The 24956-nt window shown below is 66.1% G+C and carries 23 protein-coding genes and 1 tRNA gene; 11 read left to right on the top strand and 13 right to left on the bottom strand.

Features of this window, described 5'->3' with window-relative positions; all coding sequences use genetic code 11:
* Positions 1 to 37: 37 nt before the first annotated feature.
* Both ACIBW7_RS00425 and ACIBW7_RS00420 read right to left on the bottom strand, forming a co-directional pair.
* Positions 38 to 904, bottom strand: a complete 867-nt coding sequence (locus ACIBW7_RS00425; protein ID WP_397042684.1) for a MaoC/PaaZ C-terminal domain-containing protein — start codon at positions 902 to 904, stop codon at positions 38 to 40.
* Positions 904 to 2262: a 3-oxoacyl-ACP reductase gene (locus tag ACIBW7_RS00420; protein ID WP_397042682.1), complete on the bottom strand. Its 1359-nt coding sequence runs from the start codon at positions 2260 to 2262 to the stop codon at positions 904 to 906. Before ACIBW7_RS00420 ends, ACIBW7_RS00425 begins: the two co-directional genes overlap by 1 nt.
* Before the next feature lie 231 nt (positions 2263 to 2493).
* Between ACIBW7_RS00420 and ACIBW7_RS00415 the strand changes: the two genes are divergently transcribed.
* Both ACIBW7_RS00415 and ACIBW7_RS00410 read left to right on the top strand, forming a co-directional pair.
* A complete protein-coding gene (locus ACIBW7_RS00415) occupies positions 2494 to 3810 on the top strand; it encodes an acetyl-CoA C-acetyltransferase (protein WP_397042680.1) in 1317 nt (438 codons plus the stop codon).
* A gap of 203 nt (positions 3811 to 4013) precedes the next feature.
* On the top strand, positions 4014 to 4556 hold the full coding sequence (locus ACIBW7_RS00410; protein ID WP_397042678.1) for a hypothetical protein: 543 nt from the start codon (positions 4014 to 4016) through the stop codon (positions 4554 to 4556).
* A 4-nt stretch (positions 4557 to 4560) separates the two neighbouring features.
* Here ACIBW7_RS00410 and prcB read toward each other — a convergent pair whose 3' ends face one another.
* Both prcB and gnd read right to left on the bottom strand, forming a co-directional pair.
* The gene (gene prcB, locus ACIBW7_RS00405; RefSeq protein ID WP_397042676.1) at positions 4561 to 5361 is read right to left on the bottom strand and encodes a proteasome subunit beta; all 801 of its coding nucleotides are present in this window, start codon (positions 5359 to 5361) and stop codon (positions 4561 to 4563) included.
* Positions 5362 to 5720: 359 nt separating this feature from the next.
* Positions 5721 to 6752: a phosphogluconate dehydrogenase (NAD(+)-dependent, decarboxylating) gene (gene gnd, locus ACIBW7_RS00400; RefSeq protein WP_397042674.1), complete on the bottom strand. Its 1032-nt coding sequence runs from the start codon at positions 6750 to 6752 to the stop codon at positions 5721 to 5723.
* 569 nt (positions 6753 to 7321) lie between these two features.
* Between gnd and ACIBW7_RS00395 the strand changes: the two genes are divergently transcribed.
* Positions 7322 to 9097: a VanW family protein gene (locus ACIBW7_RS00395; RefSeq protein ID WP_397042673.1), complete on the top strand. Its 1776-nt coding sequence runs from the start codon at positions 7322 to 7324 to the stop codon at positions 9095 to 9097.
* A 7-nt stretch (positions 9098 to 9104) separates the two neighbouring features.
* Here ACIBW7_RS00395 and ACIBW7_RS00390 read toward each other — a convergent pair whose 3' ends face one another.
* The gene (locus ACIBW7_RS00390; protein WP_397042672.1) at positions 9105 to 10208 is read right to left on the bottom strand and encodes a DUF4185 domain-containing protein; all 1104 of its coding nucleotides are present in this window, start codon (positions 10206 to 10208) and stop codon (positions 9105 to 9107) included.
* 233 nt (positions 10209 to 10441) lie between these two features.
* Between ACIBW7_RS00390 and ACIBW7_RS00385 the strand changes: the two genes are divergently transcribed.
* Entirely contained in the window at positions 10442 to 11566 is a 1125-nt protein-coding gene (locus ACIBW7_RS00385) for a diguanylate cyclase (protein ID WP_397042670.1), read from the top strand.
* A gap of 50 nt (positions 11567 to 11616) precedes the next feature.
* On the opposite strand, the gene ACIBW7_RS00380 is transcribed toward ACIBW7_RS00385, so the two are convergent.
* Positions 11617 to 13452 carry an acyl-CoA dehydrogenase gene (locus tag ACIBW7_RS00380; RefSeq protein WP_397042668.1) on the bottom strand — a complete coding sequence of 612 codons (1836 nt, stop codon included), beginning with the start codon at positions 13450 to 13452 and terminating at the stop codon, positions 11617 to 11619.
* 312 nt (positions 13453 to 13764) lie between these two features.
* On the opposite strand from ACIBW7_RS00380, the gene ACIBW7_RS00375 reads away from it, so the two are divergent.
* Positions 13765 to 14367: an alpha/beta family hydrolase gene (locus tag ACIBW7_RS00375; RefSeq protein WP_397042666.1), complete on the top strand. Its 603-nt coding sequence runs from the start codon at positions 13765 to 13767 to the stop codon at positions 14365 to 14367.
* On the opposite strand, the gene ACIBW7_RS00370 is transcribed toward ACIBW7_RS00375, so the two are convergent.
* The 4 genes from ACIBW7_RS00370 to ACIBW7_RS00355 form a co-directional block, all read right to left on the bottom strand.
* Complete coding sequence (locus tag ACIBW7_RS00370; RefSeq protein ID WP_397044088.1) at positions 14364 to 15065, bottom strand: class I SAM-dependent methyltransferase; 702 nt, start codon at positions 15063 to 15065, stop codon at positions 14364 to 14366. The two genes, ACIBW7_RS00375 and ACIBW7_RS00370, sit on opposite strands and share 4 nt — an antisense overlap.
* A 706-nt stretch (positions 15066 to 15771) precedes the next feature.
* Positions 15772 to 17019: an erythromycin esterase family protein gene (locus ACIBW7_RS00365; protein ID WP_397042664.1), complete on the bottom strand. Its 1248-nt coding sequence runs from the start codon at positions 17017 to 17019 to the stop codon at positions 15772 to 15774.
* 121 nt (positions 17020 to 17140) lie between these two features.
* Positions 17141 to 18250, bottom strand: a complete 1110-nt coding sequence (locus ACIBW7_RS00360; RefSeq protein WP_397042663.1) for a DUF4185 domain-containing protein — start codon at positions 18248 to 18250, stop codon at positions 17141 to 17143.
* Positions 18251 to 18430: 180 nt separating this feature from the next.
* On the bottom strand, positions 18431 to 19180 hold the full coding sequence (locus tag ACIBW7_RS00355) for a crotonase/enoyl-CoA hydratase family protein (protein ID WP_397042661.1): 750 nt from the start codon (positions 19178 to 19180) through the stop codon (positions 18431 to 18433).
* 111 nt (positions 19181 to 19291) lie between these two features.
* Here ACIBW7_RS00355 and ACIBW7_RS00350 point away from each other — a divergent pair, with 111 nt between their 5' ends.
* Genes ACIBW7_RS00350 through ACIBW7_RS00340 form a run of 3 tightly spaced genes read left to right on the top strand, consistent with a single transcriptional unit; the run spans position 19292 to position 22291 of the window.
* Positions 19292 to 20824: an acetyl-CoA acetyltransferase gene (locus ACIBW7_RS00350; protein WP_397042659.1), complete on the top strand. Its 1533-nt coding sequence runs from the start codon at positions 19292 to 19294 to the stop codon at positions 20822 to 20824.
* Positions 20821 to 21639: a crotonase/enoyl-CoA hydratase family protein gene (locus ACIBW7_RS00345; protein WP_397042657.1), complete on the top strand. Its 819-nt coding sequence runs from the start codon at positions 20821 to 20823 to the stop codon at positions 21637 to 21639. Before ACIBW7_RS00350 ends, ACIBW7_RS00345 begins: the two co-directional genes overlap by 4 nt.
* A gap of 4 nt (positions 21640 to 21643) precedes the next feature.
* Positions 21644 to 22291, top strand: coding sequence for a TetR/AcrR family transcriptional regulator (locus ACIBW7_RS00340; protein ID WP_397042656.1), 648 nt, complete (start codon positions 21644 to 21646; stop codon positions 22289 to 22291).
* Here ACIBW7_RS00340 and ACIBW7_RS00335 read toward each other — a convergent pair.
* Positions 22275 to 23063: an alpha/beta fold hydrolase gene (locus tag ACIBW7_RS00335; RefSeq protein WP_397042654.1), complete on the bottom strand. Its 789-nt coding sequence runs from the start codon at positions 23061 to 23063 to the stop codon at positions 22275 to 22277. The two genes, ACIBW7_RS00340 and ACIBW7_RS00335, sit on opposite strands and share 17 nt — an antisense overlap.
* 105 nt (positions 23064 to 23168) lie before the next feature.
* Between ACIBW7_RS00335 and ACIBW7_RS00330 the strand changes: the two genes are divergently transcribed.
* From ACIBW7_RS00330 to ACIBW7_RS00320, 3 genes are all read left to right on the top strand, one after another.
* Complete coding sequence (locus tag ACIBW7_RS00330; protein WP_063046440.1) at positions 23169 to 23393, top strand: hypothetical protein; 225 nt, start codon at positions 23169 to 23171, stop codon at positions 23391 to 23393.
* Positions 23380 to 23676, top strand: coding sequence for a hypothetical protein (locus tag ACIBW7_RS00325; protein WP_357475789.1), 297 nt, complete (start codon positions 23380 to 23382; stop codon positions 23674 to 23676). Before ACIBW7_RS00330 ends, ACIBW7_RS00325 begins: the two co-directional genes overlap by 14 nt.
* 115 nt (positions 23677 to 23791) lie before the next feature.
* Positions 23792 to 24121: a hypothetical protein gene (locus ACIBW7_RS00320; RefSeq protein WP_063046442.1), complete on the top strand. Its 330-nt coding sequence runs from the start codon at positions 23792 to 23794 to the stop codon at positions 24119 to 24121.
* Positions 24122 to 24278: 157 nt separating this feature from the next.
* On the opposite strand, the gene ACIBW7_RS00315 is transcribed toward ACIBW7_RS00320, so the two are convergent.
* Together ACIBW7_RS00315 and ACIBW7_RS00310 are read right to left on the bottom strand one after the other, a co-directional pair.
* Positions 24279 to 24494 (bottom strand): hypothetical protein, encoded by a 216-nt coding sequence (locus tag ACIBW7_RS00315; protein ID WP_397042651.1) that lies wholly within the window; start codon positions 24492 to 24494, stop codon positions 24279 to 24281.
* A gap of 143 nt (positions 24495 to 24637) precedes the next feature.
* Positions 24638 to 24708: transfer RNA gene (locus ACIBW7_RS00310), tRNA-Gly, on the bottom strand.
* Positions 24709 to 24956 lie beyond the last annotated feature (248 nt).

The raw sequence follows: 24956 nt of genomic DNA, 5'->3' as shown, positions 1-24956 counted from the left end.
CCGCACTCCGAACCAGGAGTGCGGCTTCGACGTCGGATCAGCGCAGGGTGGCCGTCAGATGCGGATACCCCTTCTTCGGGTTCAGCAATGCCAGGTCCCAACCGCCGTCGACCTGATCGGCGTATACATTCACCGTGGAGGGCAGCAGGATCGGCTTGCCGAATTTGACCGCGTAGCTGGCCTTTTCGGGAATCCGCCCCTCCACATTCGAGAGGATATTCGCGGCCGACCACATGCCGTGCGCGATCGCCTTCGGGAAGCCGAATGCCTTGGCGCCCAATGCCGAAGTGTGGATCGGGTTGTGGTCACCGGAGGCGGCCGCGTAGCGGGTGATCGTCTTCTGATCCACCCGAACGGTGCGCATCGGCGGCGGCGGAACCTCTTCCGGCTTCGGCTCACCCTTCGGCTCGCCCGAGAGCGAGGTGCGCTGCTGGTGCAGGAAGGTGGTGACCTGACGCCACACCAGCTCCCGGCCGACATTCACCTCGGTGATCGCATCCACCAGCAGCCCCTTCGGGTGCTCGCGCAGATTCTCGATGTGTGTGGTGAAGTCCAGCGGCTCGCTCACCGAGATCTCGCGACGGCGCTCGATCAGATTCTGCGCGTGCACCGCACCCACCGCGACGAACGGAAAGTCCCGTGCCACAACGAGTTGCATCGCCAGCGGGAAGCTGAGGATGAACGGGTAGGTCAGCGGCAGCGAGTCGCCGAACCGCAGCCCGGTCGCCCGGCAGTACGCGGCCAGGTGATCCGGATCCACGCGCAGGCCCTCCAGCCGGACGACGCGGTCGGGCAGCGTCGCTTTGCGCCCCGAGACCAGCGGCACCGGCACCGCACCGAGCGCGGCCTTGACGAAAAGGCTGCTGTTCTTGGGAGGTTCGGTGAGCGTGATCGTCTCGGTCATCATGCTCCGATCAGGCTCTGACCGCAGACCCGAACCACATTGCCGCTCACCGCATTCGACGCCGGGCTGGCGAAGTAGGCGATGGTCTCGGCGACGTCGACGGTCTGTCCGCCCTGCAGCAGCGAGCTCATCAGGCGACCGGCCTCGCGGGTGGCCAGCGGAATGGCCGCGGTCATGGCGGTTTCGATGAAGCCGGGCGCGACGGCGTTGATGGTGATGCCCTTCTCGGCCAGCTTGGGCGCCTCGGCATCGACCATGCCGATGACACCGGCCTTGGACGCGCCGTAGTTGGTCTGGCCGCGGTTACCGGCGATGCCCGCGATGGAGGACACGTCGATCACCCGACCGCCCTCCTTCAGCGCGCCACGCGCCACCAAGCCCTCGGTAATGCGGTGCGGTGCGGCGAGATTCACGTTGATGACCGAATTCCAGCGGCCCTCGTCCATATTGGCGAGCAGCTTGTCGCGGGTGATACCGGCGTTGTGCACGACGATATCGATGCCGCCGAAGCGTTCGGTCGCGAATTCGGCCAGCTTCTCGGCGGCGTCGGGTGCGGTCACGTCGAGTGCGAGCGCGGTGCCGCCGACCTTGTTGGCGGTGGCCGAGAGGGCCTCACCGGCGGCCGGGATATCGGCGACGATCACGGTCGCGCCGTCACGGGCGAAAACCTCCGCGATGGTCGCGCCGATGCCGCGCGCGGCGCCGGTGACCACGGCGACCTTGCCGTCGAGCGGCTTGTCCCAGGCAGCCGGAGCCACCGCGTCGGCTGAGCCGACCCGGATGACCTGACCGTCGACGAATGCCGACTTGGCCGAAAGCAGGAAGCGCAGTGTGGATTCCAGGCCGGACGCGGTGGCGGAGGCCTCGGGGTGCAGGTAGACCAGCTGGGCGGTGGCGCCGCGCAGCAGCTCCTTGGCGACGCTGCGGGTGAAGCCCTCGAGCGCGCGCTGGGCGATCTGCTCGTCCACGCCCGCGGTCAGTTCGGGGGTGGTGCCGATGACGACGATGCGACCGGACGCCGCGACGCTGCGCATGGCGGGCTGGAAGAATTCGAACAGCTGCGAGAGATCCTCGACCGTGCCGATGCCGGTCGCGTCGAATACCAGCGCGCCGTACTTCTGACCCGAGGCGGGCGCATCGGCGAAGGTGTAGTCCGAAAGCAGGGTACGCACCGGTTCGGCGACGCGGCCCTTGCCACCGACCAGCACCGGACCGGGCAGCGGCGGCTCACCGACCCGGTAGCGGCGCAGGTTCTCCGGCTGCGGCAGGCCCAACTTGCTCGCCAGGAATTGGCCGGGAGCGGAGTGTACGAACGATCCGTAGAGGTTGGGAGCACCCTTGCTCTTGCTGGCTACCACTGTTTCTCCCTTTTCTCGTGTGTCGTGGTTTCGCACCCGCCGGTGGCTGCGTTGCCGAATGGTCTGCATGCCCCGGCGCGAATTTACGCAGACTTGCGGGGTACGGTGTCGACAACAAACTTACTCCAGAGTAAGTTTAAAGTAAACCAACCGCGACGGGGCGCCGATCTGCGCGGACACGTCCGTGTCGAACGGCCCACCGGGGCACCCGACGAGACCTTGGAGACTCGAGTGACAACCAAAGCCCGTTCAGCGAAGAGCACGGCAAAGAAGGGCCCACGCCCGGTTGCGATCGTGGGCGGCAACCGGATTCCGTTCGCCCGCTCCGATAAGGCCTATGCCCACGCCTCCAACCAGGACATGTTCACCGCCGCACTGGACGGTCTGGTGAGCCGGTTCGGCCTGCAGGGCGAACGCCTGGGCATGGTCGTCGGCGGCGCGGTGCTCAAGCGGGTCGGCGAGCACGGCATGGTCCGTGAGAGCGTGCTCGGCAGCAAGCTCAGCCCCTACACCCCGGCCCACGACCTCCAATTGGCCTGCGGCACCGGTCTGCAGGCGATCGTCACCGTCGGTGACGCGATCGCCGCCGGCCGCATCGATGCCGGTGTCGGCGGCGGCACCGACACCACCTCCGATGCCCCGATCGGGGTCAGCGAGTCCATGCGCGAGTGGATGCTCGACGCCAATCGCGCCAAGAGCAATAAGGACCGCCTCAAGCTGGTCGGGCAGCTGCGCCCCGCCATGCTCGGCATCGAGATCCCGCGCAATGCCGAACCGCGCACGGGTCTGTCGATGGGTGAGCACGCCGCCATCACCGCCAAGGAATTCGGTATCGCGCGCGAGGCCCAGGACGAACTGGCCTACCTCTCGCACAAGAATATGGCCGCCGCTTACGACCGCGGCTTCTTCGACGATCTGATCACCCCGTTCCTCGGCCTGACCCGCGACGACAATTTGCGTCCCGGTTCCACCATCGAGAAGTTGGCCACCCTGAAGCCGGTGTTCGGCAACAAACTGGGCGATGCCACCATGACCGCCGGTAACTCCACCCCGCTCACCGACGGCGCCTCCGCGGTGCTGCTGTCCAGCGAGGAATGGGCCACCGAGCGCAACCTGCCGGTGCTCGCGCATCTCGTCGACTCCGAGGTCGCCGCGGTCGATTACATCCACGGCCCCGACGGCCTGCTGATGGCGCCGACCTACGCGGTGCCGCGCCTGCTGGCCCGAAATGGCCTGACCCTGCAGGACTTCGACTACTACGAGATCCACGAGGCCTTTGCCTCGGTGGTGCTCGCCACGCTGCAGGCGTGGGAGTCGGATCGGTACTGCAAGGAGCGCCTGGGCCTGGACGGTGCGCTCGGTTCGATCGATCGCAGCAAGCTGAACGTCAACGGTTCCTCGCTCGCCGCGGGTCACCCGTTCGCCGCGACCGGCGGCCGCATCGTCGCCTCCACCGCGAAGCTGCTGGCGGAGAAGGGATCCGGTCGCGCGCTGATCTCCATCTGTGCCGCGGGCGGACAGGGCGTCGTCGCGATCCTGGAGCGCTGAGTCCGAAATAGCCGACAGGAGGTGGTGTCCGGCTCAGCCGGACGCCTCCTTCTGCTTTCGTACCTCGCGAATTGTGAGTTCTGCTCGATGTCAATGGATTTCGTGTCGAGATCGGAGAACTCCGGTTTCGACTCGCCCGACCGGGTAGGTTGGTTCTATTCGGAACCTTTGTCCGAGACCGCTATCGGGTACAGGAGCGATGGATGCCGACCGCGAGGACCCTGGCCGAAGCGCAGATCTACCTGAGCCTGCTCGCCGCCGCTGAGAACGTCGATGCGAGCCCGCCCCAGACCTCGCTGACCGAAGGCGAACACGCATGGACAATGCACTCGACGTTCGGTGACGTCGAAATCCGGTACGACTCCGAGGCGGCGTGCCGGAGGCTCGACGTGCGGTTCGGTCTCGGCGTCTCCCCGCTGGTCGACGCCGGGCAGTGGATCCTGATCTCGGGCACCTTCGCACGCCGTGCGCTCGATGCGGACCTGGCCTACCAGGGCAACCCCGAACAGGATCGCAAAACGGTGGAGATGAACTGGCAGTTCGCCGCCGATGCAATCGACGAGGCGATCAAGTTCCTGCCCGAGGGCACCGACCGCCTCCCGGCCTCGGCATTCTGGTCCGAGCAGGGCGAGCAGCTACAGCGCGACCAGCCCGAACAGATCACGCGTGCTCAGCTCTTCGACGACCTGGAGTACTACACCGGCACACTCGAGGACTTCCGCGCCCTCTACGGCGAGTCCCCCTGAGGACTCATTCGCGAGCCAGTGCCGCCCGATCCTCGACGAGTTCGCGGGTGGTCTCGGCCAGCCGATCCGCCGGAACCTCCACTGCGCCTTCGGCATTGATGACGACCACCGTCGGATAGATGCCACGGGTGAGATCCGGTCCGCCGGTGGCGGTGTCGTCCTCGGCGGCATCGAAGAGCGATTCGACGGTGATCCGCAGCGCCTGATCCTCATCGATGCCACGGCTGTAGGTCTTCTTCAGCGAGGACTTCGCGAACAGCGAACCGGAACCGACCGCGGTATAGCCGAAGCGCTCCTCGCTGCGACCGCCGACGACATCGTAGGAGAAGATCCGCCCGACCTTCTCCGGGGCGGTGGCGCTCAGGTCGTAGCCGACCAGCACCGGGACCACCGCCATATCCTGTAGGGCGGCAGGCAGATTGTCGCGCACCATCTTCGACAGCTTGTTCGCCTTCCCCTCGAAGGTCAGCCCGACACCCTCGATCTTCTCGTAGTGTTCGAGCTCGACCGCGAACAACCGGATCATCTCGATGGCCATGCCCACGGTGCCCGCGAAACCCGCCGCCGAATAGGTATCGGTGATGAACACCTTCTCCATATCCCGGCTGGCCAGCAGATTTCCCATGGTGCCGCGCCGGTCGCCGGCGAGCAGCACGCCGCCGCGGTAGGCGACGGCCACGATCGTGGTGCCGTGCGGCGCGATGTCCTGCCCGTGCACCGTGGCATTGCCGAAATCGCTGCCGGGCAGGAGTTCCGGGGCGTATCGGCGCAGGTTCTCCGAGAAGGAAGACGTCGCGTACTCCATAACGTCTACCGTAACGACTTCCCGCCCGGGCGTCAGCGCACCAGACTTCCGCGGGCGGCGAATCGGACGAGGCTGGGACCGCGGTGAGTCCGTCGCGGGCGTGCGGCGGATTCTCGGCCCAGGTCGAGCGGGAGATGCGCAGTCCGTTGGCCATATCCTGTTTGAATGTCGATGCGAGACAAATGTTCTCGCGCGTTGCCCCCTCGACTGCGAAAAGTCCGGTGCGCCACAGCCGTTCGCTCACGTCGACCTCGATCGCGGCGCTGGGCAGTACCGGCAGTGCGAGGCGGGTCGAGTAGGCGACCGAGCCGAGCTACGCCAGTGCCATTTTGTCTGAGACGGTGAGTTTTCGGGTAGTCCTACTCCGGGGGCAGCTCGATGTGACCGCCGAAGGCCTTGCGCATGGCCGAGAGCATCTTGTCCGCGTATAGCGCCTCGCCGCGCGAGGAGAACCGCGCGAACAGCGCCGCCGCGAGCACCGGCGCGGGGACGCCGGTATCGATCGCGGCGTCGAGGGTCCAGCGGCCCTCGCCGGAGTCCGATACCCGGCCGTCGAAAGATTCCAGGGTCGGATCGGCGTAGAGCTCGCTCGCGGTGAGGTCCAGCAACCACGAGGCGACCACCGAACCGCGCCGCCACACCTCGGTCACCTCGGGCACGTCGATGTCGTATCGGTACCACTCCGGATGTTCGAGCGGGGTCTCCTCGGCGGAGGCGACGGCATCGTGCGTCGCGCCGATATCGGCCTTGTGCAGGATGTTCAGTCCCTCGGCGTAGGCGGCCATCGCGCCGTATTCGATGCCGTTGTGCACCATCTTCACGAAATGGCCGGCTCCGGCCGGCCCGCAGTGCAGATAGCCCTGTTCGGCGGGTGACGGCTCGCCCGTGCGGCCCGGCGTCCGTTCGGCCGCCCCGACCCCCGGAGCGATGGACTTCAGCAGCGGATCCAGATGTGCCACCGGCTCGGCCTCGCCGCCGATCATCAGACAGAAGCCCCGGTCCAGTCCGAAGACGCCGCCCGAGGTGCCGATGTCCACATAGTGGATGCCCTTGGGCTTCAATGCCGCGGCGCGCGCGATGTCGTCGTGGTAGCGGCTGTTGCCGCCGTCGATGACGATGTCGCCGGGCTCGAGCAGCTCGGCGACCTGGTCGATCACCTGACCGGTCACCGCGGCCGGGATCATCACCCAGACCACGCGCGGGGTCTCCAGCCGGGATACGAAGTCCTGGAGATCGGTGGAACCCTGGAAACCATCGCTGCCCAGCTCCGCGACGAGCGTGTCGATCATCTTGGGTCTGCGTTCGAAGCCGATCGCGGTATGGCCGTCCTTGACTATCCGGCGCACGATATTGCCGCCCATCCGACCCAGGCCGATCATTCCCAGCTGCATTCCATCCATCTCCCTCGTCGCGTGCGGAGCCCTGGTGGCAGGAAGTTCAGCTCGATTGTCCCGCGCATGTGTAACGCGCAGTGCGCCGGACCAGATAAACGGATTGGCTCCGCGTAGTTGCCAGACCCCCGACCCGGCAACTTCGCGGGGCCCTTCCATGTGTGGCGTGGTCCGTTGCACGGGATTTGCTGATGGACCGCGCTGTGCTGACGATGTCGGTGGAGACCACTATCGTTGGCGGGGCTCGCACCGTGCGGGCTCCTTACAATCGAGCGGGAGGACGGTTCGTGACGAGCGAATCGAGTACCGGGCGGCAGGGTCGACACGAAGGCGGCCAGGTCGGACTACGACAGCTCCTCGACTCGGCTCGATCCGCCGCACCGCAGCAGCCACCGCCGCCGCGCACGGTTTCGCAGCAGGCGCCGGGCACGGACACGACGCCGCAGCCGCCCAGGCCGCGATCGGCGCAGCAGCAACCGGGGTCGTCCGAGCCCGCGGCGCAGCCCCAGTCGGCCGCTCAGCAGCCGGCTCCGTCGGGACATCAGTCACCGGAGTGGGCTGGGGATGCCATGCCGACCGAGCCACTGCGGGCATCTCGGCGGCCCAAGGCAACCGCGCCCACCGGCGGGCAGCGGGGTCGCGCACCCGAACAGCCGTCCAGACCGAGTGGGCTGAGATCGCCCATCGCGAAACGCATCGGTATCGGCGTCGGCGCACTGATAGCGGTTTGCGGTCTGGCTTACGTTGCGGACCTTGTACTTTCGTCGGGTCACGTACCGCGCGGCGTCGTCGTGGCCGGTATCGATATCGGCGGTGCGGACACCGCGGCCGCGGAGGCTCGGTTGCGCACCGCGCTGGATCCGCGCGCCGACCAGGAACTGCCGTTGCAAATCGGCGACGTGCAGACCAGGCTCACCCCCAAAACCGCTGGCCTGGGGGTGGATTGGGATGCCACCTGGGCCCGCATCGGCGGCCAGCCGCTCAATCCGTTCACCAGACTGACTTCGCTGTTCGTCACGCATACGGTGCCGGTGGCGAGCACCGTCGACGAGAACGCACTCGATGCCCAGCTCACCGCCCTGCGCGTGCACGACCGCGCGACGGTCGAGGGCACCATCGCCTTCGACGGCGCCCGCCCGGTCGCCGTGCCGCCGGTACCCGGCCGCATCCTCGATGTTCCGGCCGCGCGCACCGCGCTCATCGAAAACTGGTATCTCGGTGCGCTGCTGGATCTTCCGGAGACGGCCGCACCAATTGCCGTGCGCGCGGAGGCGGTCGAACAGGCTCTGCACACCATTGCCGAACCGGCGGTGAGTGCGCCGATTGTGTTCGCGGGCAAGAACGATGCGGCGGGCAAGCTGGAGCCGGAGCAGATCGCATCCATACTGTCCTTCGCACCCGATGGTCAGGGCGGTCTCGCTCCGTCCTTCAAACAGGATGTCGCACTCGGGGTGCTGGGTCCGCAACTCGCGCCGTCCGAGGTCGAGGCCAAGGATGCAACCTTCGCTGTGACCGGGTCGAGCGCGACGGTGGTTCCGGCCGTGGTCGGCGACAAGATCAATTGGGCGAAGACGTTCGAGCAGTTGCCGAATCTCGTCGTCGCCCCGCAGGAGCGCACCGCGCAGGCCGTCTACGAGAAGGTGGATCCCAAGCTCACCACCGAGGCCGCCAACGCACTCGGCGTCACCGAGGTGATGGGCCAATTCACCACGAGCGGCTTCAGCGGGCCGTCCGGTGTGAATATCCGCGTGGTCGCCAAGAAGGTGAACGGCGCCATCGTCAAGCCGGGAGAAACCTTCTCGCTCAACGATTTCACCGGCCCCCGCGGCACCGCCGAGGGGTACGTCGAATCCGGCATCATCGACCACGGTCGCCCGAGTACCGCGGTCGGCGGCGGCATCAGCCAGTTCGCGACCACCCTTTACAACGCCGCCTATTTCGCGGGCATGGAAGATGCCGGTCACACCGAGCACAGCTACTACATTTCCCGCTATCCGGCGGCCCGCGAGGCCACCGTTTTCGACGGCGCCATCGACCTCAAGTTCCGCAATAGCAGCCAGTCCGGTGTCTACATCGAAACATCGACCACCGACTCCGAGGTCACCGTCCGCCTCTGGGGCACCAAGACGGTCAACGTCGAATCCATCACCGGGGAGAAGACCAAACCCACCGAGCCCACCGAGATCAAACTCCCCAAGGGCAAGGACTGCATCGCCACCGAAGGCGCGCCGGGGTTCACCATTTCCGATACGCGAGTCATCACCGACCGCAAAACCGGTCGGCAGATCTCGCGCACCACGCGGACGGTGAAGTACGACCCGGTACCTGTCGTGAAATGCGAGTAGGCGACTCCTACAACGGGGTTCGCATCAGCAGGACGTTGTACTGGTTCCATACCGACAGCAAGAAGTACAGGTCACCGCCGGTCTGATACGGGAAGATCATCGGCGCGTAGGCGCTCGGCAGCGCGGGGCCGTCGATGAGCACCTCCGGCTCGCTCCATGGTCCCTCCGGCGCCGATGCGGTGCGCAACACCACCGAATTCCGGGAGTCCGTGGTGAGCATGATGAATTTGCCGAGATGCTCGTTCCACATGACCGACAGTTCGCTGACATCCCCGACGATCGGCGTGGCGTCCTTGGCCTCGGGCTTCCACTCCTTGCCGTCCCAGTATTCGTAGCGATCGAGATCAGCGATATCGGATTCCATTGCCCGCGAGACGAATCCGGGATTCAGCCGACCTGCCGGGGTGCCGTAGCGGTAGACGTAGCCGGCGTCCTTCAGGAAGGCATTCAGCTGAAAGTTCTGATGGCCGTCCACATTCGCGCGCCGGGTCGTGGTCAGCGGGGTCCAGGTCTGCCCGCCGTCACCGGAGGCGGCGAGGGTAGAGAAGTTGGTCGACCACTTGCCGTGCTCACCCCATTCGCGCACCGACATCAGGCTCATGTACTGCACCCCGTCGACCGAAATGCCCGCTGTCGGAATGAGACTGATCTCGATACCCGGAATCTTCGGGCTCGGCAGCGGATTGGTCACGGCGCTGTCGAAGGAAATCCCCTGCGACGGATTCTTGGTCGAGCTGTGGAAAAGTACCTGGCTGCTCCAAGCGAAGACGCTGCCTACGAGCAGGTTTGGGAAGCCGAGGCCCGCGCTGTCACCGAAGGCGGTGATCATCCGGCCGTTGCCGTCGTCCCACATGACGCCGAGGTCGGTGCCGAGCACATTGACGTTCTGGGTGCGATTCGGGCTGTCCATACCGGTCATCTGGAAGACCGCCTGGGTCAGTCCGGGTAACCGCGGCAGGCCGCGTGGCTGTCCGTTGATGCCTGGAATGGGGTTGATGCCAGGAATGGGAAGCAGGAAATTCGAATCTGCGGCGGCCGGTCCGGCCAGCGCGACCGATATTGCGGCGGCGAGTACACCGGCTCTGCTGAGTGCGGACAGCGATCGGTTCATCCGGACGATCCCTTCTTGCGCGCGGTCTGCCCGGTCATTGTGCCCCGTTTTGTGATCTATGTCCGGCTCCTGTGTGCTGGAGGCCGACATGTGACCACCGCTACACTGAAGATCATCAGGAGACGGGGGCTTCGGCAGGGGCTGGCCTGTCACCGCTTGCTTAATGGTCGCTCGAAATGGCAAAGCTGTTCGGTACATCCAGCAGGATTTCGTGAACGCTAGGCGGTGGCTCCATGGGTGACAGTCGCGCGATACTTCGGAGTTGGTGGCGCGATCCGGCGCACTATCGCTGGTTCGTGCGGACACTCGAATCTCATTCCGGGCTGCGCCTGATCAAGGCGATCATCGGCGCGGGCGGTGCGATCATGCTCGTGATCAATATTCTGATCTGGATGTCGCCCGCCGGTCCGAACGGCACGGTGGGCCGCACCATCTTCGCGGTGGCCGGTGCGACGGCCGCGGTGTGGACGGTCCGCTGGTGGCTGTTCCCATGGCCTCGCGCCGTCACCTCGCTGGCCCTGTTGACCTGGGCGGATGTCGCGATCACGGCATCGTGCCTGGTGGACAGCGATCGGGTGTACGGCGCATTGAGCGCGATGCTGCTCGTGGTCACCGGCGCCTACATCACGTTCTTCCACAGTCCGAAGGCACTCGCCGCGCACGCCGGATGGTCGCTGCTCACGGTGGGTGCGCTGGCCGTATTGCTGGTGACCGACGCGCAGAGAAATGATCTCGCGCTGGCCGGCGCGATGGTATTGATCATGGTCGCGGCCATCGTGGTGGTGCTGCCCGCGTTGCAGTTCTGCTACTGGGTGTTGCGCATTGATGTGCTCTCGGATCCGCTGACCAAGCTGTTGAATCGCCGCGGACTCGATTATTACGCGCACCGTTCGCGATACCAGCGCCGACTGTGCGTGATCACCCTCGACCTCGACCACTTCAAGGCGGTCAACGACACCTTCGGCCACACCATCGGTGACGAGGTGCTGGTCTCGACGGCCGCACGGTTGCGCGCCGCGGCCGATCCCGATGCCGTGGTCGCCCGCACCGGCGGGGAGGAGTTCGCGGTGGTCGATCAGTTGGATCGCGCTGCCGCGCTGAGTCTGGGCGAGCGATTGCGCCTGGCCGTGGCGGAGACGCCCGGCATATCCGTCACCGTCACGGCCAGTGTCGGTGTCGCGGTGTGCGACGGCGGCACGGGCGCGGGACGGCCGCGATTGCTGCTGCGGTGTGCTGACAACGCGATGTATCAGGCGAAACGGCTGGGCGGCAATACCGTTGTGCTGGCGGAAGATCCGGAACAACCGACGATCGATCTCGCTGAGCCCGCCCGAGAGATGTTGCACCGCACCAAATAACAACAGCGGCCCCGGAAAATCCGGGGCCGCTGCGTGCGAAACCTATTGGATCAGAACGCCGCTTCGTCCAGCTCCATGATGTCGTTGTCCAGGTTGGACAGGATGGCGCGGGTCGCGGTCAGCTCCGGCAGCACATTGCGTGCGAAGAACTGCGCGACGCCGACCTTGCCCTGGTAGAACGCCTCGTCGGCGCCGGTCGCGCCATTGTCGAGGGCCTTGATGGCGATGTCGGCCTGACGCAGCAGCTGCCAGCCGATGAGCAGGTCACCGACCGAGAGCAGGAAGCGCACCGAACCCAGACCGACCTTGTACAGCTCGGACGGCTGCTCCTGGGCGCCCATGAGGTGCCCGGTCAGGGTGGCGGCCATGGCCTGCACATCCTCGAGCGCGGTGGCGAGCAGCTTGCGCTCGGCCTTCAGCCGGCCGTTGCCCGCCTCGGACTCGATGAACTTCTGCACCTGGCCGGCCACGTGGGCCAGCGCGACGCCGCGGTCACGGGCGATCTTGCGGAAGAAGAAGTCCTGCGCCTGGATCGCGGTGGTGCCCTCGTAGAGCGAGTCGATCTTCGCGTCGCGGATGTACTGCTCGATCGGGTAGTCCTGCAGGAAGCCGGAGCCACCGAAGGTCTGCAGCGATTCGGTCAGGTACTGGTAGGCCCGCTCGGAACCGACACCCTTGACGATCGGCAGCAGCAGATCGTTGACGCGGAAGGCCACATCCTTATCGGCGCCGGAGACCAGTTCGGCGATATCCGCATCCTGGTGTGCGGCGGTGTAGAGGTAGATGGCGCGCAGCCCCTCGGCGTAGGCCTTCTGCAGGGCCAGGCTGCGGCGCACGTCCGGGTGGTGGGTGATGGTGACGCGCGGGGCGGCCTTGTCGGTCATCTGGGTCAGGTCCGCACCCTGGACGCGCTGCTTGGCGTAGTCCAGCGCGTTCAGGTAACCGGTCGACAGGGTCGCGATGGCCTTGGTGCCGACCATCATGCGCGCGTTCTCGATGACGTCGAACATCTGCGCGATGCCGTTGTGCACCTCGCCGACCAGCCAGCCCTTGGCGGGCACGCCGTGGCCGCCGAAGGTGACCTCACAGGTGGCCGAGACCTTGATGCCCATCTTGTGCTCGACATTGGTGACGAAGACACCGTTGCGGTCGCCCAGGGTCTGGGTCTCGAAGTCGAAGTGCCACTTCGGCACGTAGAACAGCGACAGACCCTTGGTGCCCGGGCCTGCGCCCTCGGGGCGGGCCAGCACCAGGTGCATGATGTTCTCGAACAGGTCGTCGGAATCACCCGAGGTGATGAAGCGCTTGACGCCCTCGATGTGCCAGGAGCCGTCCTCCTGCTCGATCGCCTTGGTGCGGCCGGCGCCGACATCCGAACCGGCATCCGGCTCGGTCAGCACCATGGTGGCGCCCCAGTTGCGGTCGGCGATGATCTGCGCCCACTTCTTCTGCTCATCGGTGCCGTTGTTGTAGAACACCTGCGCGAAACCCGCACCGGCGGCATACATCTGAGCCGGCGGGTTGGCGCCGAGGATCATCTCGCCGAGCGCCCAGGAGACGGCACTCGGGGCACCCAGGCCACCCAGCTCCTCGCGGACGGCGACCTTGGCCCAGCCGGCGTCTTCCAGCGCGCGGTAGGACTTCTTGAACGATTCGGGGAGAGTGACCGTGTGGGTCTCGGGATCGAAGGTCGGCGGGTTGCGGTCACCGTCGACGAACGAATCGGCCAGCGGACCCTCGGCCAGGCGACGCACCTCGTTGAGCATCTCCTTGACGGTTTCGCTGTCGAGATCGCCGTAGGCGTCGCTGTCGAGGATGGCGCCGAGGCCGAGTACCTCGAAGAGGTTGAACTCCAGGTCGCGGACGTTGCTCTTGTAGTGGCCCATGTCTGTTACTCACTCTCCGTTGAGTTGGTGCGGTCGGTTGGTTGCCGTTCCCGCCCGTTGTCCGTCCACCGGGTAGCCGTGCCGGTTTCTCCGCATGCTACTCGCGGGTAACTTATGTGCCATATTACCGGTCGGTAATGGGGTCGCAAAGGCTCGAGCGGGCAATGTGACGTGAAAAACACTCGAAGGCGTTGCCGTTCGTCTACGGCTCGCGTAGTAGAGGATCGCGCCGGGTTTGCCGACGCATTCCTGGCGGCCGCCGCGCTGCGGGTGGCTGGGCGTCTCGGGATAGCTGGGGACTACCTTGGAAATGTGCGAATCGAGACGAGCGCCGGGCCCGCGGAGATCGAGTTCGACAAGCCGCGCAAAGCGGCGTTCCTACTGCTGCTCACGCATGGATCCGGTGGCGGTGTCGACGCGAAAGACCTGCTCGCCGTGCGCGACTGCGCCCGCGAACTGGGCGGCGCGGTGGCGCGAGTGGTGCAGCCGTACCGGGTCGCCGGACGACGCGCCCCCGGTTCGGCGGTGAAACAGGACGAGGCGTGGCTCGAGATCGTGACCGACCTGCGCAAGCGAGTGAAGAAGGTTCCGCTGATCCAAGGTGGGCGCAGCAATGGCGCTCGGGTGGCCTGCCGCACCGCCATTGCCGCGGGCGCGCGCGGCGTGCTCGCGCTGTCCTTCCCGCTGCATCCGCCGGGTAAGCCGGAGCAGACGCGTCGCGAAGAACTGCTGGCTCCGGGCGATATCGAAGTGATCGTGATCAACGGCGCGAACGACCCATTCGGGATCCCCGACCCCGCCGACGCTGCCGAGGTCCGCGTAATCCCTGGTCAGCCGCATTCCTTCCGGTCGGGATTCGACATCATTACCGACACGGTCGCGCCCTGGTTGCAGCGCTGGTCCAGCCTCGGCTAGCTGGGAGGCGCGGGTTCGACGGTGGGCGGGTCTGCCGGGGGTTTGGTGGCGATGACCAGGGCGTCTATCGCGTCGCGTTCCTCGGTAGGGCGGTAGACGCGGTCGGCGAGGCGGACCCGGATGCGTTCGGGGTCGGTACCGAGATCGGCGATGATGTCGTCGGGGGTGAATAGGACCGAGGGGTCCTGCGGGCCGCCGAAGCCGTCGGTGAGATTGGTGGTGTCGTGGCCGAGGATCAGCAGGGTGCCCTCGGGGGCGAGCAGATCGGCGAGGCGGCGGACCAGTGGGCGGCGTTGTTCGGCGTGCAGGTGCAGGAAGACCATCAGCACGAGTTCATATGGGCCGGTGATGCCCGCGGCATCCAGATCGGTGACATCGGCGCACTGCCAACTGATCCGGCTGCGGACCGAGCGGGACAGCCGGGTCGCGATGGTGCGGCCCTTGTCGACGCCCACCTGTGAATAGTCGACGGCGTGCACCTGCCAGCCGTGCGTGGCCAACCACAGCGCGTTGCGCCCTTCACCACAGGCGAGATCGAGGGCACGCGGCAGGCCGGGCGGATCGCCGTCGGGAGTGTCCGGTACCAGCGGGGCGATCCGCTCCAGTCCGTAGACATGCTCCACCACAGTGCTGTTCGGCGGTGCGCCCCAAACCAGTTCACTCTGCGCATACCGCGTATCCCAATCGGTCGCGTCCATATGCGCGAGTGTATTTGCCCCGCGTACCTCGCGATGGCCGCGTACCTCGCGACCGCTGTGCGCCCTGCGGCGGTCGTGCGCTTTGCGACCGCTGTGTGCCCAACGATGGCTGAGCACCTTGCGATGGCTGAGCACCTTGCGATGGCTGAGCACCTTGCGATGGCTGAGCACCTTGCGATGGCTGAGCACCTTGCGATGGCTGAGCACCTTGCGACGGCTGAGCGCCCTGCGGTGGTTGTGTGCCCTGCGGTGGTTGTGTGCCGAACGACCGCTATGCACCCTGCGACGGCTAAGCACCTTGCGACGGCTGAGCGCCCTGCGGTGGTTGTGTGCCCAACGACCGCTATGTGCCCTGCGGCGGCTGTGCGGCCTGCGGCGGCTAAGCACCTTGCGGCGGCTAAGCGCCCTGCGGTGGTTGTGTGCCCAACGACCGCTATGTGCCCTGCGGCGGCTGTGCGCCCTGCGACGGTCGTGCGCTTTGCGACCGCTGTGCGCCCCGCGGCGGCTGTGTGTCCTGCGGCGGTCGTGGCGCCCTGCGGCGGCTGTGTGTCCTGCGGCGGTCGTGGCGCCCTGCGGCGGTCGTGCGCCCTGCGGCGGTCGTGCGCCCTGCACCCCGCCGCGCACTGCGTAACAGCCGCACACCCGCGACGATCGCGAATCCCGTCGGCGGCTTTGCGACGGGGATCATCGCGGGCGGTTGCGAGCTCTAAGAACTCGCTTGCGGCAACCAGTGCACCGGCGAGGTCTCGCGCATGTGGACGAGGACGTCGAAAGCATCGACGAGAGATCGCACGCTCGTGTGGGCGGCGGCGTCCTTGGCCGGATCGTAGATACCGCTGATCGTGCGCAGCTTCGCCGGTCCGTGCAGCCACTGTTGCACCGATTCCGGTGCGTCGTTGTGCAAGTCGACGTAGAACGCGGACAGATCTACCTCGCCCAGCGCCGCGTCGACCAAGTCGGGCAGCGGTTCCGGTGCCACCGCCATACCGAGATTCCCGTGATGGAAGCCGATGGCGACCGAGATGTACCGCGCACCGAAATGTTCGCGCAAATAGCTACCGGTACCGCGGAATTCGGCGGCTTCCGCCGGACCGTCACCGAGGGTGAGGGCCGCGGTGTGGGCGATGCCGTCCCAATACGCGATCTTCGCGCCGCTATCGCGCTGCCATTCGATGACCCGATTCGCGGCGGGTCGCTCGTCGCGCGCGAAACCGCCCTGCCCGGCAACGCTCTTCTCGTGGAATTCGACGATGAGCCGCAGATGCGTCAGTACGTTTTCGAGTTCTGTGGTCACCGGAAGCTTTGCGAACAATGCCAAGGCATCGCGGGCGTCGTCGAGGAACGGGCGGCCGGGGTGAATTCCCTGATGGCGCTGCACATGCTCATCTACTTGATGTGCGGTGCGGATCGGAGCGAGGTGGGATTCTATGGCGGCCAACCGATCCGGTGCCTGCTGCCGGACATAATCCAGCACCACGTCGTAATCCGACGGTTCCGCACGCGGCGGTTCGACGCCGAAAATCCGCACGGGATCGTTCGGGTGCTCCCTGTTGAATTCGCGAATCCACACCAGTGCCGCCGCCATTTCGCCGGTACGGGTCGGCCGCCACGCACCCGCGAGCACCGACTCGGGATCACCCGCGCCGTTCCCCGCATAGGCATCGAGCCGCTCACCGGAACGCGCACTGTCCTGCACTGCGAGCGCGCGGAAACCGTACTCCTCGACAAGCACCCGGAATACTCGCTCCCGCAGTCCGAAAGTCTGTCGAGAGAAGCGGGTCGACTCGCCGAGCCCGACCACGGTCGCCGATCCCAGCCGCTCGGTTAGTGCCGCAATATCCGATCCGGTGCCATTCGAATCCGTATCGGAGATCGGCCGCGCATGCGCACGCAGCCATTCACGCAAATCCGAAGTGCCGGTATCTGATTCGCTGGATGTGAGGGTGGTGCCCATGGTCTCTCCCGAAGCTCGGCTACACAACGCGACCCAGCTTCATACCTGAAGTGCAATTGAGGTCAAGTCGGGGAACACGCGCAACGGCACACGGTCGCGGCCATGTGCCGTTGTGGCGGGACTAGAGGGAGGTACGCATCAGGACGACGTTGTACTGGGTGTGAACCGTGGTGACGAAGTACAGGTCGCGTCCGGTTTGGTACGGGAAGATCGACGGAGCGTATGCGGCCGGCAGTTCGCGGGTGTCGATGAGCACCTCGGGATCGCTCCACGGACCCGCGGGCGAGGCGGCTCGTCGCATGACCACCGAGTTGAACGGATCGGTGGTGAGTGAGATGAACTGGCCGAGGTACTCGTTGTACATCACCGACATCTCGCCGACGCCCCCCATGATCGGCGCCGCCGCATTGACATCGCCCTTCTTGCTCCAGTGCTCGCCGTCCCAGTACTCGTACTCGGCCAGATTCGTGACATCGCCTTCGCGGACCCGCCCGATATACGCCGCCCGGTTGCGCCCGGACTGGGTGCCGTATTCGTAGACGTACCCGCCGTTCTTGACGAAGGCGTTCATCTGGAAGTTGGCGTTACCGCCCTCGTTCGGACGTCTGGTCTCGGGTAGCTCGGCCCATGTCTCGCCGTTATCGCCGGAAACGGCGAGCCCAGAGAAATTCGTGGTCCACCGGCCGACATCGTCCCAGCTCTGCACCGACATCAGGCTCATGTACTGAACGCCGCCGACCGAAATTCCCGCGGTGGGGATACGGCTGATCTCGATGAATGGAATCTTCGGGCTCGGAATCAGATCGCGCGCCTGGCCGAAGATATCGCGCACGACGCTGTCGAAGTAGATGCCGTTGGATGGATCGTGGGTGTGGCTGCGCACGAGAATATTGCTGCGCCACGCCCAGGTGCTGCCCGCGAGGAGATTCGGCAGGCCGAGTCCGGCGGTATCGCCGAATGCGGTCAGCATCTCGCCGTCGCCGTTGTCCCACATGATGCCCAGATCGGTGCCGAGCACGTTATAGGCCTGGGTGTTATTCGGGCTGGCCATGCCGGTCACCTGGAATACCGCCCTGGTTCGGCCGACCAGGTTGGGGAGTCCATTGGTGCCGTTCAGCACCGGAATCGGGTTGATCGCATTGGGGTTTGCCGTGGCTTGGGTAGTCGCTACGAGGAGCAAGGCCGAAGCTCCTGCCAGTGCCGAGAGCAAGGCGGACGCGGTCTTGTGCAAGTCTCAAAGCCCTCCGGTTCTGGCCGAAGTGGCACGATACGCACGCCCCCCACCTCGTGTGTCGTGTCACATTTCGGCTGGCTGGCAAATCGTTCAAGATGCTAACAGTGAAACCGGGGAAATTGGTGGCTTGTGTGATTGGTCTGGAAAGTTGTAAGCGCAGCGCTACCTGAATTGTGATCAGCGACTACGAGATATGGCCTGACGCAGGATCAACGGCAACTGAGTGGCCCGCTCGATCGCGAAGGTGCGGCGAGCCGAGGCGTGCCAGGAACGATCGAAGAGTTGTTTGGCTCCCGCGACGGCGAGCGGGGAGCGGATGGCGATGCGATCGGCGAGCTTTTCCGCCGCCGCGACCGGGTCCGCGGCCACCTCGGTGACCAGGCCGATTCGCTCGGCGTATGCGGCGTCGACGATGTCGGCGGTCATGGTGAGCAGCAGCGCCTTGTCGACACCGATCAGCCGGGACAGCGTCGCCGCGCCGGTCATATCCGGGACCAGACCGTACTTGGCCTCCATCACCGAGAATTCCGCGTCGGCGCTGGCGAAGCGGACGTCGGCGGCCAGCGCGATCTGCAGCCCGCCGCCGTAGCAGTGGCCGTGTACCGCAGCGATCACCGGCACCGAGAGCCGACGCCAAGCCCAGCAGGCTTCCTGGAAGGTATTGGTGCCGCGCCAGGGCCGCGGGATGAAGCCGCGGATGACGGCAAGCGGATCGCGGCTCGTACCCGCGATATCGAGGCCACTGCTGAAACTCGGACCGTTGCCGGACAGGATGACCGCGCGGACTTCCTTGTGATCTGCGACGGTATGCGCGGTCGTGACGAGATCGCGCAGCATCTCGATGGTCAGGCCATTGTGCTTATCCGGCCGGTCCAGCGTGACGTAGGCGCGGTCGTCGACGAACCGCAGCGCGATATTCGAGGCCATTCCTGGATCTTACCCGCGAGTCAGTTGGCAGGACATTGCTTGCGCGCATGCGCGTTTGTTCTAATCGAACGCAAGTTACCGTCAACATTGACGGTAAAGAGTGGAGGAACCATGCTGCCACCCGGACTGGACCCGCGCACGCCGGTACTCGCCGGCGTCGGACAGATCGTGCACCGAACCGGCGAGCCCGGACTGCCCGGACCGGTCGAACTCGCCGCCGAATCGCTGCGCCGCGCGGGCGCCGATAGCGGCACCGGGGATCGGCTATTGCGCTCGGCCGATCTGATCGCGGCCGCGGCCCCGGTCAGCAGGCCGTATCCGGATCTCGGCGGGTTGGTCGCGGCGGAACTGGGCGCCGCGCCGAAGCGCACGCTGCAATCCGCGCGATTCGGCGGTGACGCGCCGCAGCGCCTGATCAATACCGTCGCCCAGGCCATCGCCGACGGACGGTGCGAGGTCGCGCTGATCACCGGGGCCGAATCGGTCGCATCCTGGAATGCGGCCACTCGCACCGGCGCCGCCCTCGGCTGGCCCGAGCAGGGCGAGGATGTCCGGCCGACCGAGTTCATCGGCACCGAACGCGGACCCAATACCGAGATGGAGACCGCGGCGGGACTGTGGGGGCCGATCTATTTCTATGCGCTGATGGAGACCGCGCTGCGCGGACGGCTCGGCCTGAGCGAGGCCGCGCATCGCGAGCGCATCGGCGGACTGTGGTCGCGGCTCTCGGCGGTGGCCGCCCGGAATCCGTATGCGTGGCAGCTCGCCGAACAGTCGATCGAGGATCTGGTGACGCCGTCGCGCGCGAATCGCATGGTGTCGTCGCCGTATCCGAAGTTGCTCGTCGCGAATCTGTCCGTGGATCAGGGCGCGGGGCTGATCCTGTGCAGTGCGGCGGCGGCCGATGCTGCGGGCGTGCCGAGGGACCGCTGGGTCTTTCCACACGGTGGGGCGAGCGCCACCGACGAGTGGTTCGTCTCCGAACGTGCGGATATGTCGAGTTCACCGGCCATTGCCGCGGCCGGGCGGGCCGCATTGTCGGGTGCGGGTATCGGCATCGACGATGTCGCGCATATCGACCTGTACTCGTGCTTCCCGGTCGCGGTGCAGGTCGCGGCCGAGGCGCTGGGGCTGCCGATCGACGATCCGGCGCGGCCGCTGTCGGTCACCGGCGGACTCACCTTCGCGGGCGGCCCCGGCAACAACTACGCGACCCATTCGATCGCGACGCTGGCTGGTCGGCTGCGCGATGATCCATCGGCCTACGGCCTGGCGAGCGCACTCGGCTGGTACGTCACCAAGCACGCCATCGGCGTCTACTCCGCTCGCCCGCCCGCGCGACTCTTCCATGCCGACGAACCGGAAGTGCCTGTGGCACGGCGCGATACGGCGCCCGGCTACACCGGACCGGCCACCGTCGAGGCCTACACCGTCGCCTATCGCAAGGGCCCCGCGCCCGAACACGCCGACGAACCCGAGGCCGTGGTGATCTCCGCGTTGACTCCGGCCGGTGCCCGCATACTGGTTCGGGCGTCCGATTCGGAAACCGTCGCGGCGTTCACCGACGGCGACCCGATCGGCGCGCAGGCCCACGTGATCGCCGCCGACAAGCTCACCTTGCTCACCGAGAGGACTGTCAAATGAATGCAGCGTCGCACAGCGACTCCACAACGGGTGGTGGCCGGGAGACGGGTGGGCCCGATCTCGTGCTGGTCGAAAAGCGTGATGCGATAACGCTGTTGACCGTCAATCGTCCGGAAGCCCGCAACGCCGTCAATTTGGCCACCGCGCAGGCCATCGAGGCGGCGGTCGACGAATTCGAGGCCGACGATACCGCGCGCGTGCTCGTGCTCACCGGTGCGGGCGGAACCTTCAGTGCCGGAATGGATCTCGTCGCGGCATCGAAGGGGGAGATGCCGATAACCCCGAAGCGCGGTCCGCTGGGCATCGCCGCGAAACCGCCTGTCAAGCCTATGATTTCGGCGGTCGAGGGTTTCGCGCTGGCCGGTGGCTTCGAACTCGCGCTCTCCGGTGATCTCATTGTCGCCGCGAACAATGCCCAATTCGGAATTCCGGAAGTAAAGCGCGGTCTGGTCGCCGCGGGCGGCGGCGTACTGCGGCTGACCCAGCGGCTGCCGCGTCCCATGGCCGCGGAGCTGGCGCTCACCGGTGGCCGCATCGATGCCGAACGGCTTTACCAGCTCGGACTGGTCAACCGGGTCACCGAGCCCGGTGCGGCACTCGACGGTGCTTTGGCCCTGGCGGCTGAAATCGTTGCGGCTGCACCGCTTTCGGTGGCGGCGAGTAAGCGGATCATCGACGAATCGCCGGATTGGTCCGTCGCGGAGGGTTTCGCCAAGCAGGGCGAAATCGCGCTGCCCGCGCTGTTCTCCAAGGATGCCGCCGAGGGTGCGCTGGCCTTCGCGCAGAAGCGCGAACCCCAGTGGCAGGGACGCTGATCCGATGCCCGAACGCGTCCGGGAGACGCAGGCGCAGCGGCGCTCGCGCATGCGCACGCGGCTCCTGGACGCCGCGGTGGAGAGTCTGGTCGAGGTCGGCTACGCGGGTACCACCACGCTCGAGGTGCAGAAGCGGGCGGGGGTTCCGCGCGGCACATTGCAACACCACTTCCCGACCAAGGCAGACCTGCTCGCCGGTGCCGTAGAACATCTGGCCGAGCGTCGATTCGCCCAGCTGACAGGGGAATTCGAGGCGATCCCGGCCGAGGCCGATCGCCTGGAAAAGGCGGTCGAGCTGACCATGCGCATGTTCACCGGGCCGTCATTCTGGGCGGCGCTGGAGATGTGGGTCGCCGCGCGCACCGATCCGGAACTGCTCGCGGCCTTCCTGCCGCTGGAATATCGGCTATTCGACCTGATACACAACAGCATTCGCGACATCTTCCGTCAGGAATTCCCGGACGACCCGCGCGTGCCGACCATTACCGAATTCACCATCGAGATCATGACGGGTCTCGCCATGCGTGTGCTGCTCACCGGCGATCTGGACCGGAACCGAATCCTGCAGCACCGCTGGGGAAATGCGGTCCGGATCCTGCTCGGCGAGGCGGATCCGGCAACGCTGACGCGAGCGGTCAGGGATGTGGGCTGATGGTGTCGAGCAGAACCCGCGCGCAACCGGCCGGATCGTCGAAGAACGGGGTGTGGCCGCTGCCGTGCAGCGTGACGTGGCGGGCATTGGGCAGCACGGCGCGTGCCTTCCTGCTCTGCGTGGCGTAGGTCAGCAGGATATCCCGGTTGCCCCAGGCGATGGTGACGGGAATGTCGGCCAGCGCACCGATTTCGTGCAATTTCGCATCGGTGAATGAAGCGAGGGCGGGCTCGAAGCCGGGTGCGTCGGCCGCGTCGGCGGCGGTGTCGATGGCCACCTGTGGATCGAGCGCCCAGGGCTTGCCGAAGATCAATGTCAGGAATGTCGTGCGGCCTGCGGCGGTGCCCAGCACGTCGGGCAACCACCGGCGCAGCACCCGGGCGAGTTGGCGGGATTTGCCGAGCGACTGTTGGCACCACACGCGGCCGGGGGTGTCCCAGAATCCGATCGGCGAAAAAGCCGTGACCGAGCGGGCCGCCCCCCGTGCGCCGAGGTTCAGGCTGATGAGTCCGCCCATCGAATTGCCTGCCAGGTGCGGGCGCTCGATGCCCTGTTCGCGGAGGAAGTCGGCGAGCGCTTCGGTGAGAGTGTCGACGGTGGTGTGCTCGATCGGTGCGGACCCCGCGAAGCCGGGCAGATCGACGGCGATGACGTCGAAGGATTCGGCGAGGGTGCCGATGATCGGCTCCCACACCTGCCAGCGGCTGCCTACGCCGTGCACCAGGACCAGCGGTTCCCCCGCGCCTACCCGGTGGTGGTTCAACGTCGTCATATCTGTGACCGTACAGCGATTCGCAGCCGTCGGACCGAGATTTCCGGCCACGACCGGACCGGATTTCCGCTGGCAGTCGGCCGAAACGGCGGTACGATAAATGGTATGGCAACGCGTAAGGTCACCCTTTCGCTGGACGCGGCGTCCTGGGCCTTCGCCGAACAGGCGGCGGCCCGCGCGGGGATGTCGCCCTCGGCGTGGATATCGAAGGCAGCGCGTCGCGAGGCCGTGCGGACCGGTGTCGGCCCGGTACCCGATGTGACGGCCCTGGCCGCGGCGGACGAAGCGGAGCTCGCCGCCGCCGAGGAGGCGATGCGTGCGCAGGGGTGAACTGTGGCTCTATCACCCACACGGTTCGCCGCGGCGCCGTACCGTCGTGCTCATCAGCAGTGATGGCATCAATGAATCACCGAGGCAGTGGCTGATCGCCGCCGAGGTCGTCGACGAGGATCCGCAGGACATTCTGGCTGTGCCCGTCGAGCGGCACGGTTGGGTGCATGCCGGGAATATCGGTCGTATCTATCGCGGCTGGCTGGCCGAGCCCATCGATGAGATGGAAACGGACGCGCTGGATCGGTTGGATACCGCATTGCGCGCGGCCATGGACCTTTAACCCATTTCCCGATTGGGAAGCCGATCGCTCGGCTACCGCTGGGCGTCGTACGGCATTATCGTTGCGGCGCCACCGCGGTGGCCGTAGATACAGACTGAATCGAGAAGAGGAACAGGTGCGGACCTTCCTGATCGCCGCAGCGCTGGTCGCGCTGCCGGTACTGGCGGCGTGCGGTAACGACAAGGCCGCGGACCAGCCCGCGGTGACCCAAGCGGACCTCTCCAAGTCGCTCCAGGACAAGGGACTCAAGGACAAGAACCTGGCCGACTGCGCCGCCAAGCTCTATGTGGACCAAGGCATTTCGCAGGAGGGCCTGCGCAAGATGGTCAGCGACGAATACGACGCCAAAGCCGCCGACGCCAATAACTTCGGCATGAGCCAGTCCGATGCGGACAAGGCCCGTGAGGCCAACACCAAGATCTTCACCGAATGCCGCTCGAAATAACGGGTTTATCAGCCTTTACGCGCCCCGGACCGGCTGGGTTCGGGGCGCGTTCGGCCGAACTCTCAGGCAGCCGGGCAGTTCGCCGACGGAGCCGGATGCCGGGGTAGCGCGACCGGCGTCCCCACCTTCCGCGCCGGATCATCGGCTTTGTCCCGGATCACGGCGATATCGATCGTCGCACCATCGCAGTCGGGCCGATCGGCACAGTGACTGTCGCACAGTCGAATTCGGCATTCTCCTGGCAAGGTTGCCGATTCAGCGTGGGTGTCGGACTCGATGCGGAAGTGCAGACGACCAGTACCAGCGCGGCCACGATGGCGGCGAACATAGTGCGGCGGAAGACCATGCCGCCGATCATCGCCTCGTCGTCCATCCACTCACATCCTCCGTCGAGCCATCCCGCACCAGCACTCGGTAGTGCGCTGGAACGGCTGAATCTGCTCGTGGGGGAAGGGATTTGGCGACAGTGGGGCGGATGAGAAAAGGCTCCCGGCAAGTCGCCGGGAGCCTCGTCCGAGCCGATGACGGGAATCGAACCCGCGCTGTCTGCTTGGGAAGCAGAAGTTCTACCATTGAACTACATCGGCAGACCCCGAAGGGTACGTCCGAGACTGTAGCAGAATCGTCCGGCGGCCGGTAAAACTCCAGGTAGATATCGCTGACCTGCTCTGATGCGGACAGGCGGTGGCAACCCGCCGTGGCCACCGGATCGTAGTCGTCGCGGACACCGGCCTGTGCGATGCGGCGAACCCATCGCGTTCGGCATCGATGTGATGAAATAATCTCTTCGACACCGATTCGCCAATTTCGATGAAAAAGCGAAGATCGCAATACG

Origin of the sequence: Nocardia sp. NPDC049526, assembly GCF_044465765.1 — a bacterium.
Lineage (GTDB): Bacteria > Actinomycetota > Actinomycetes > Mycobacteriales > Mycobacteriaceae > Nocardia.
Note: the sequence above shows the minus strand (reverse complement) of the source record. Positions and strands in the feature narration are given on the sequence as shown.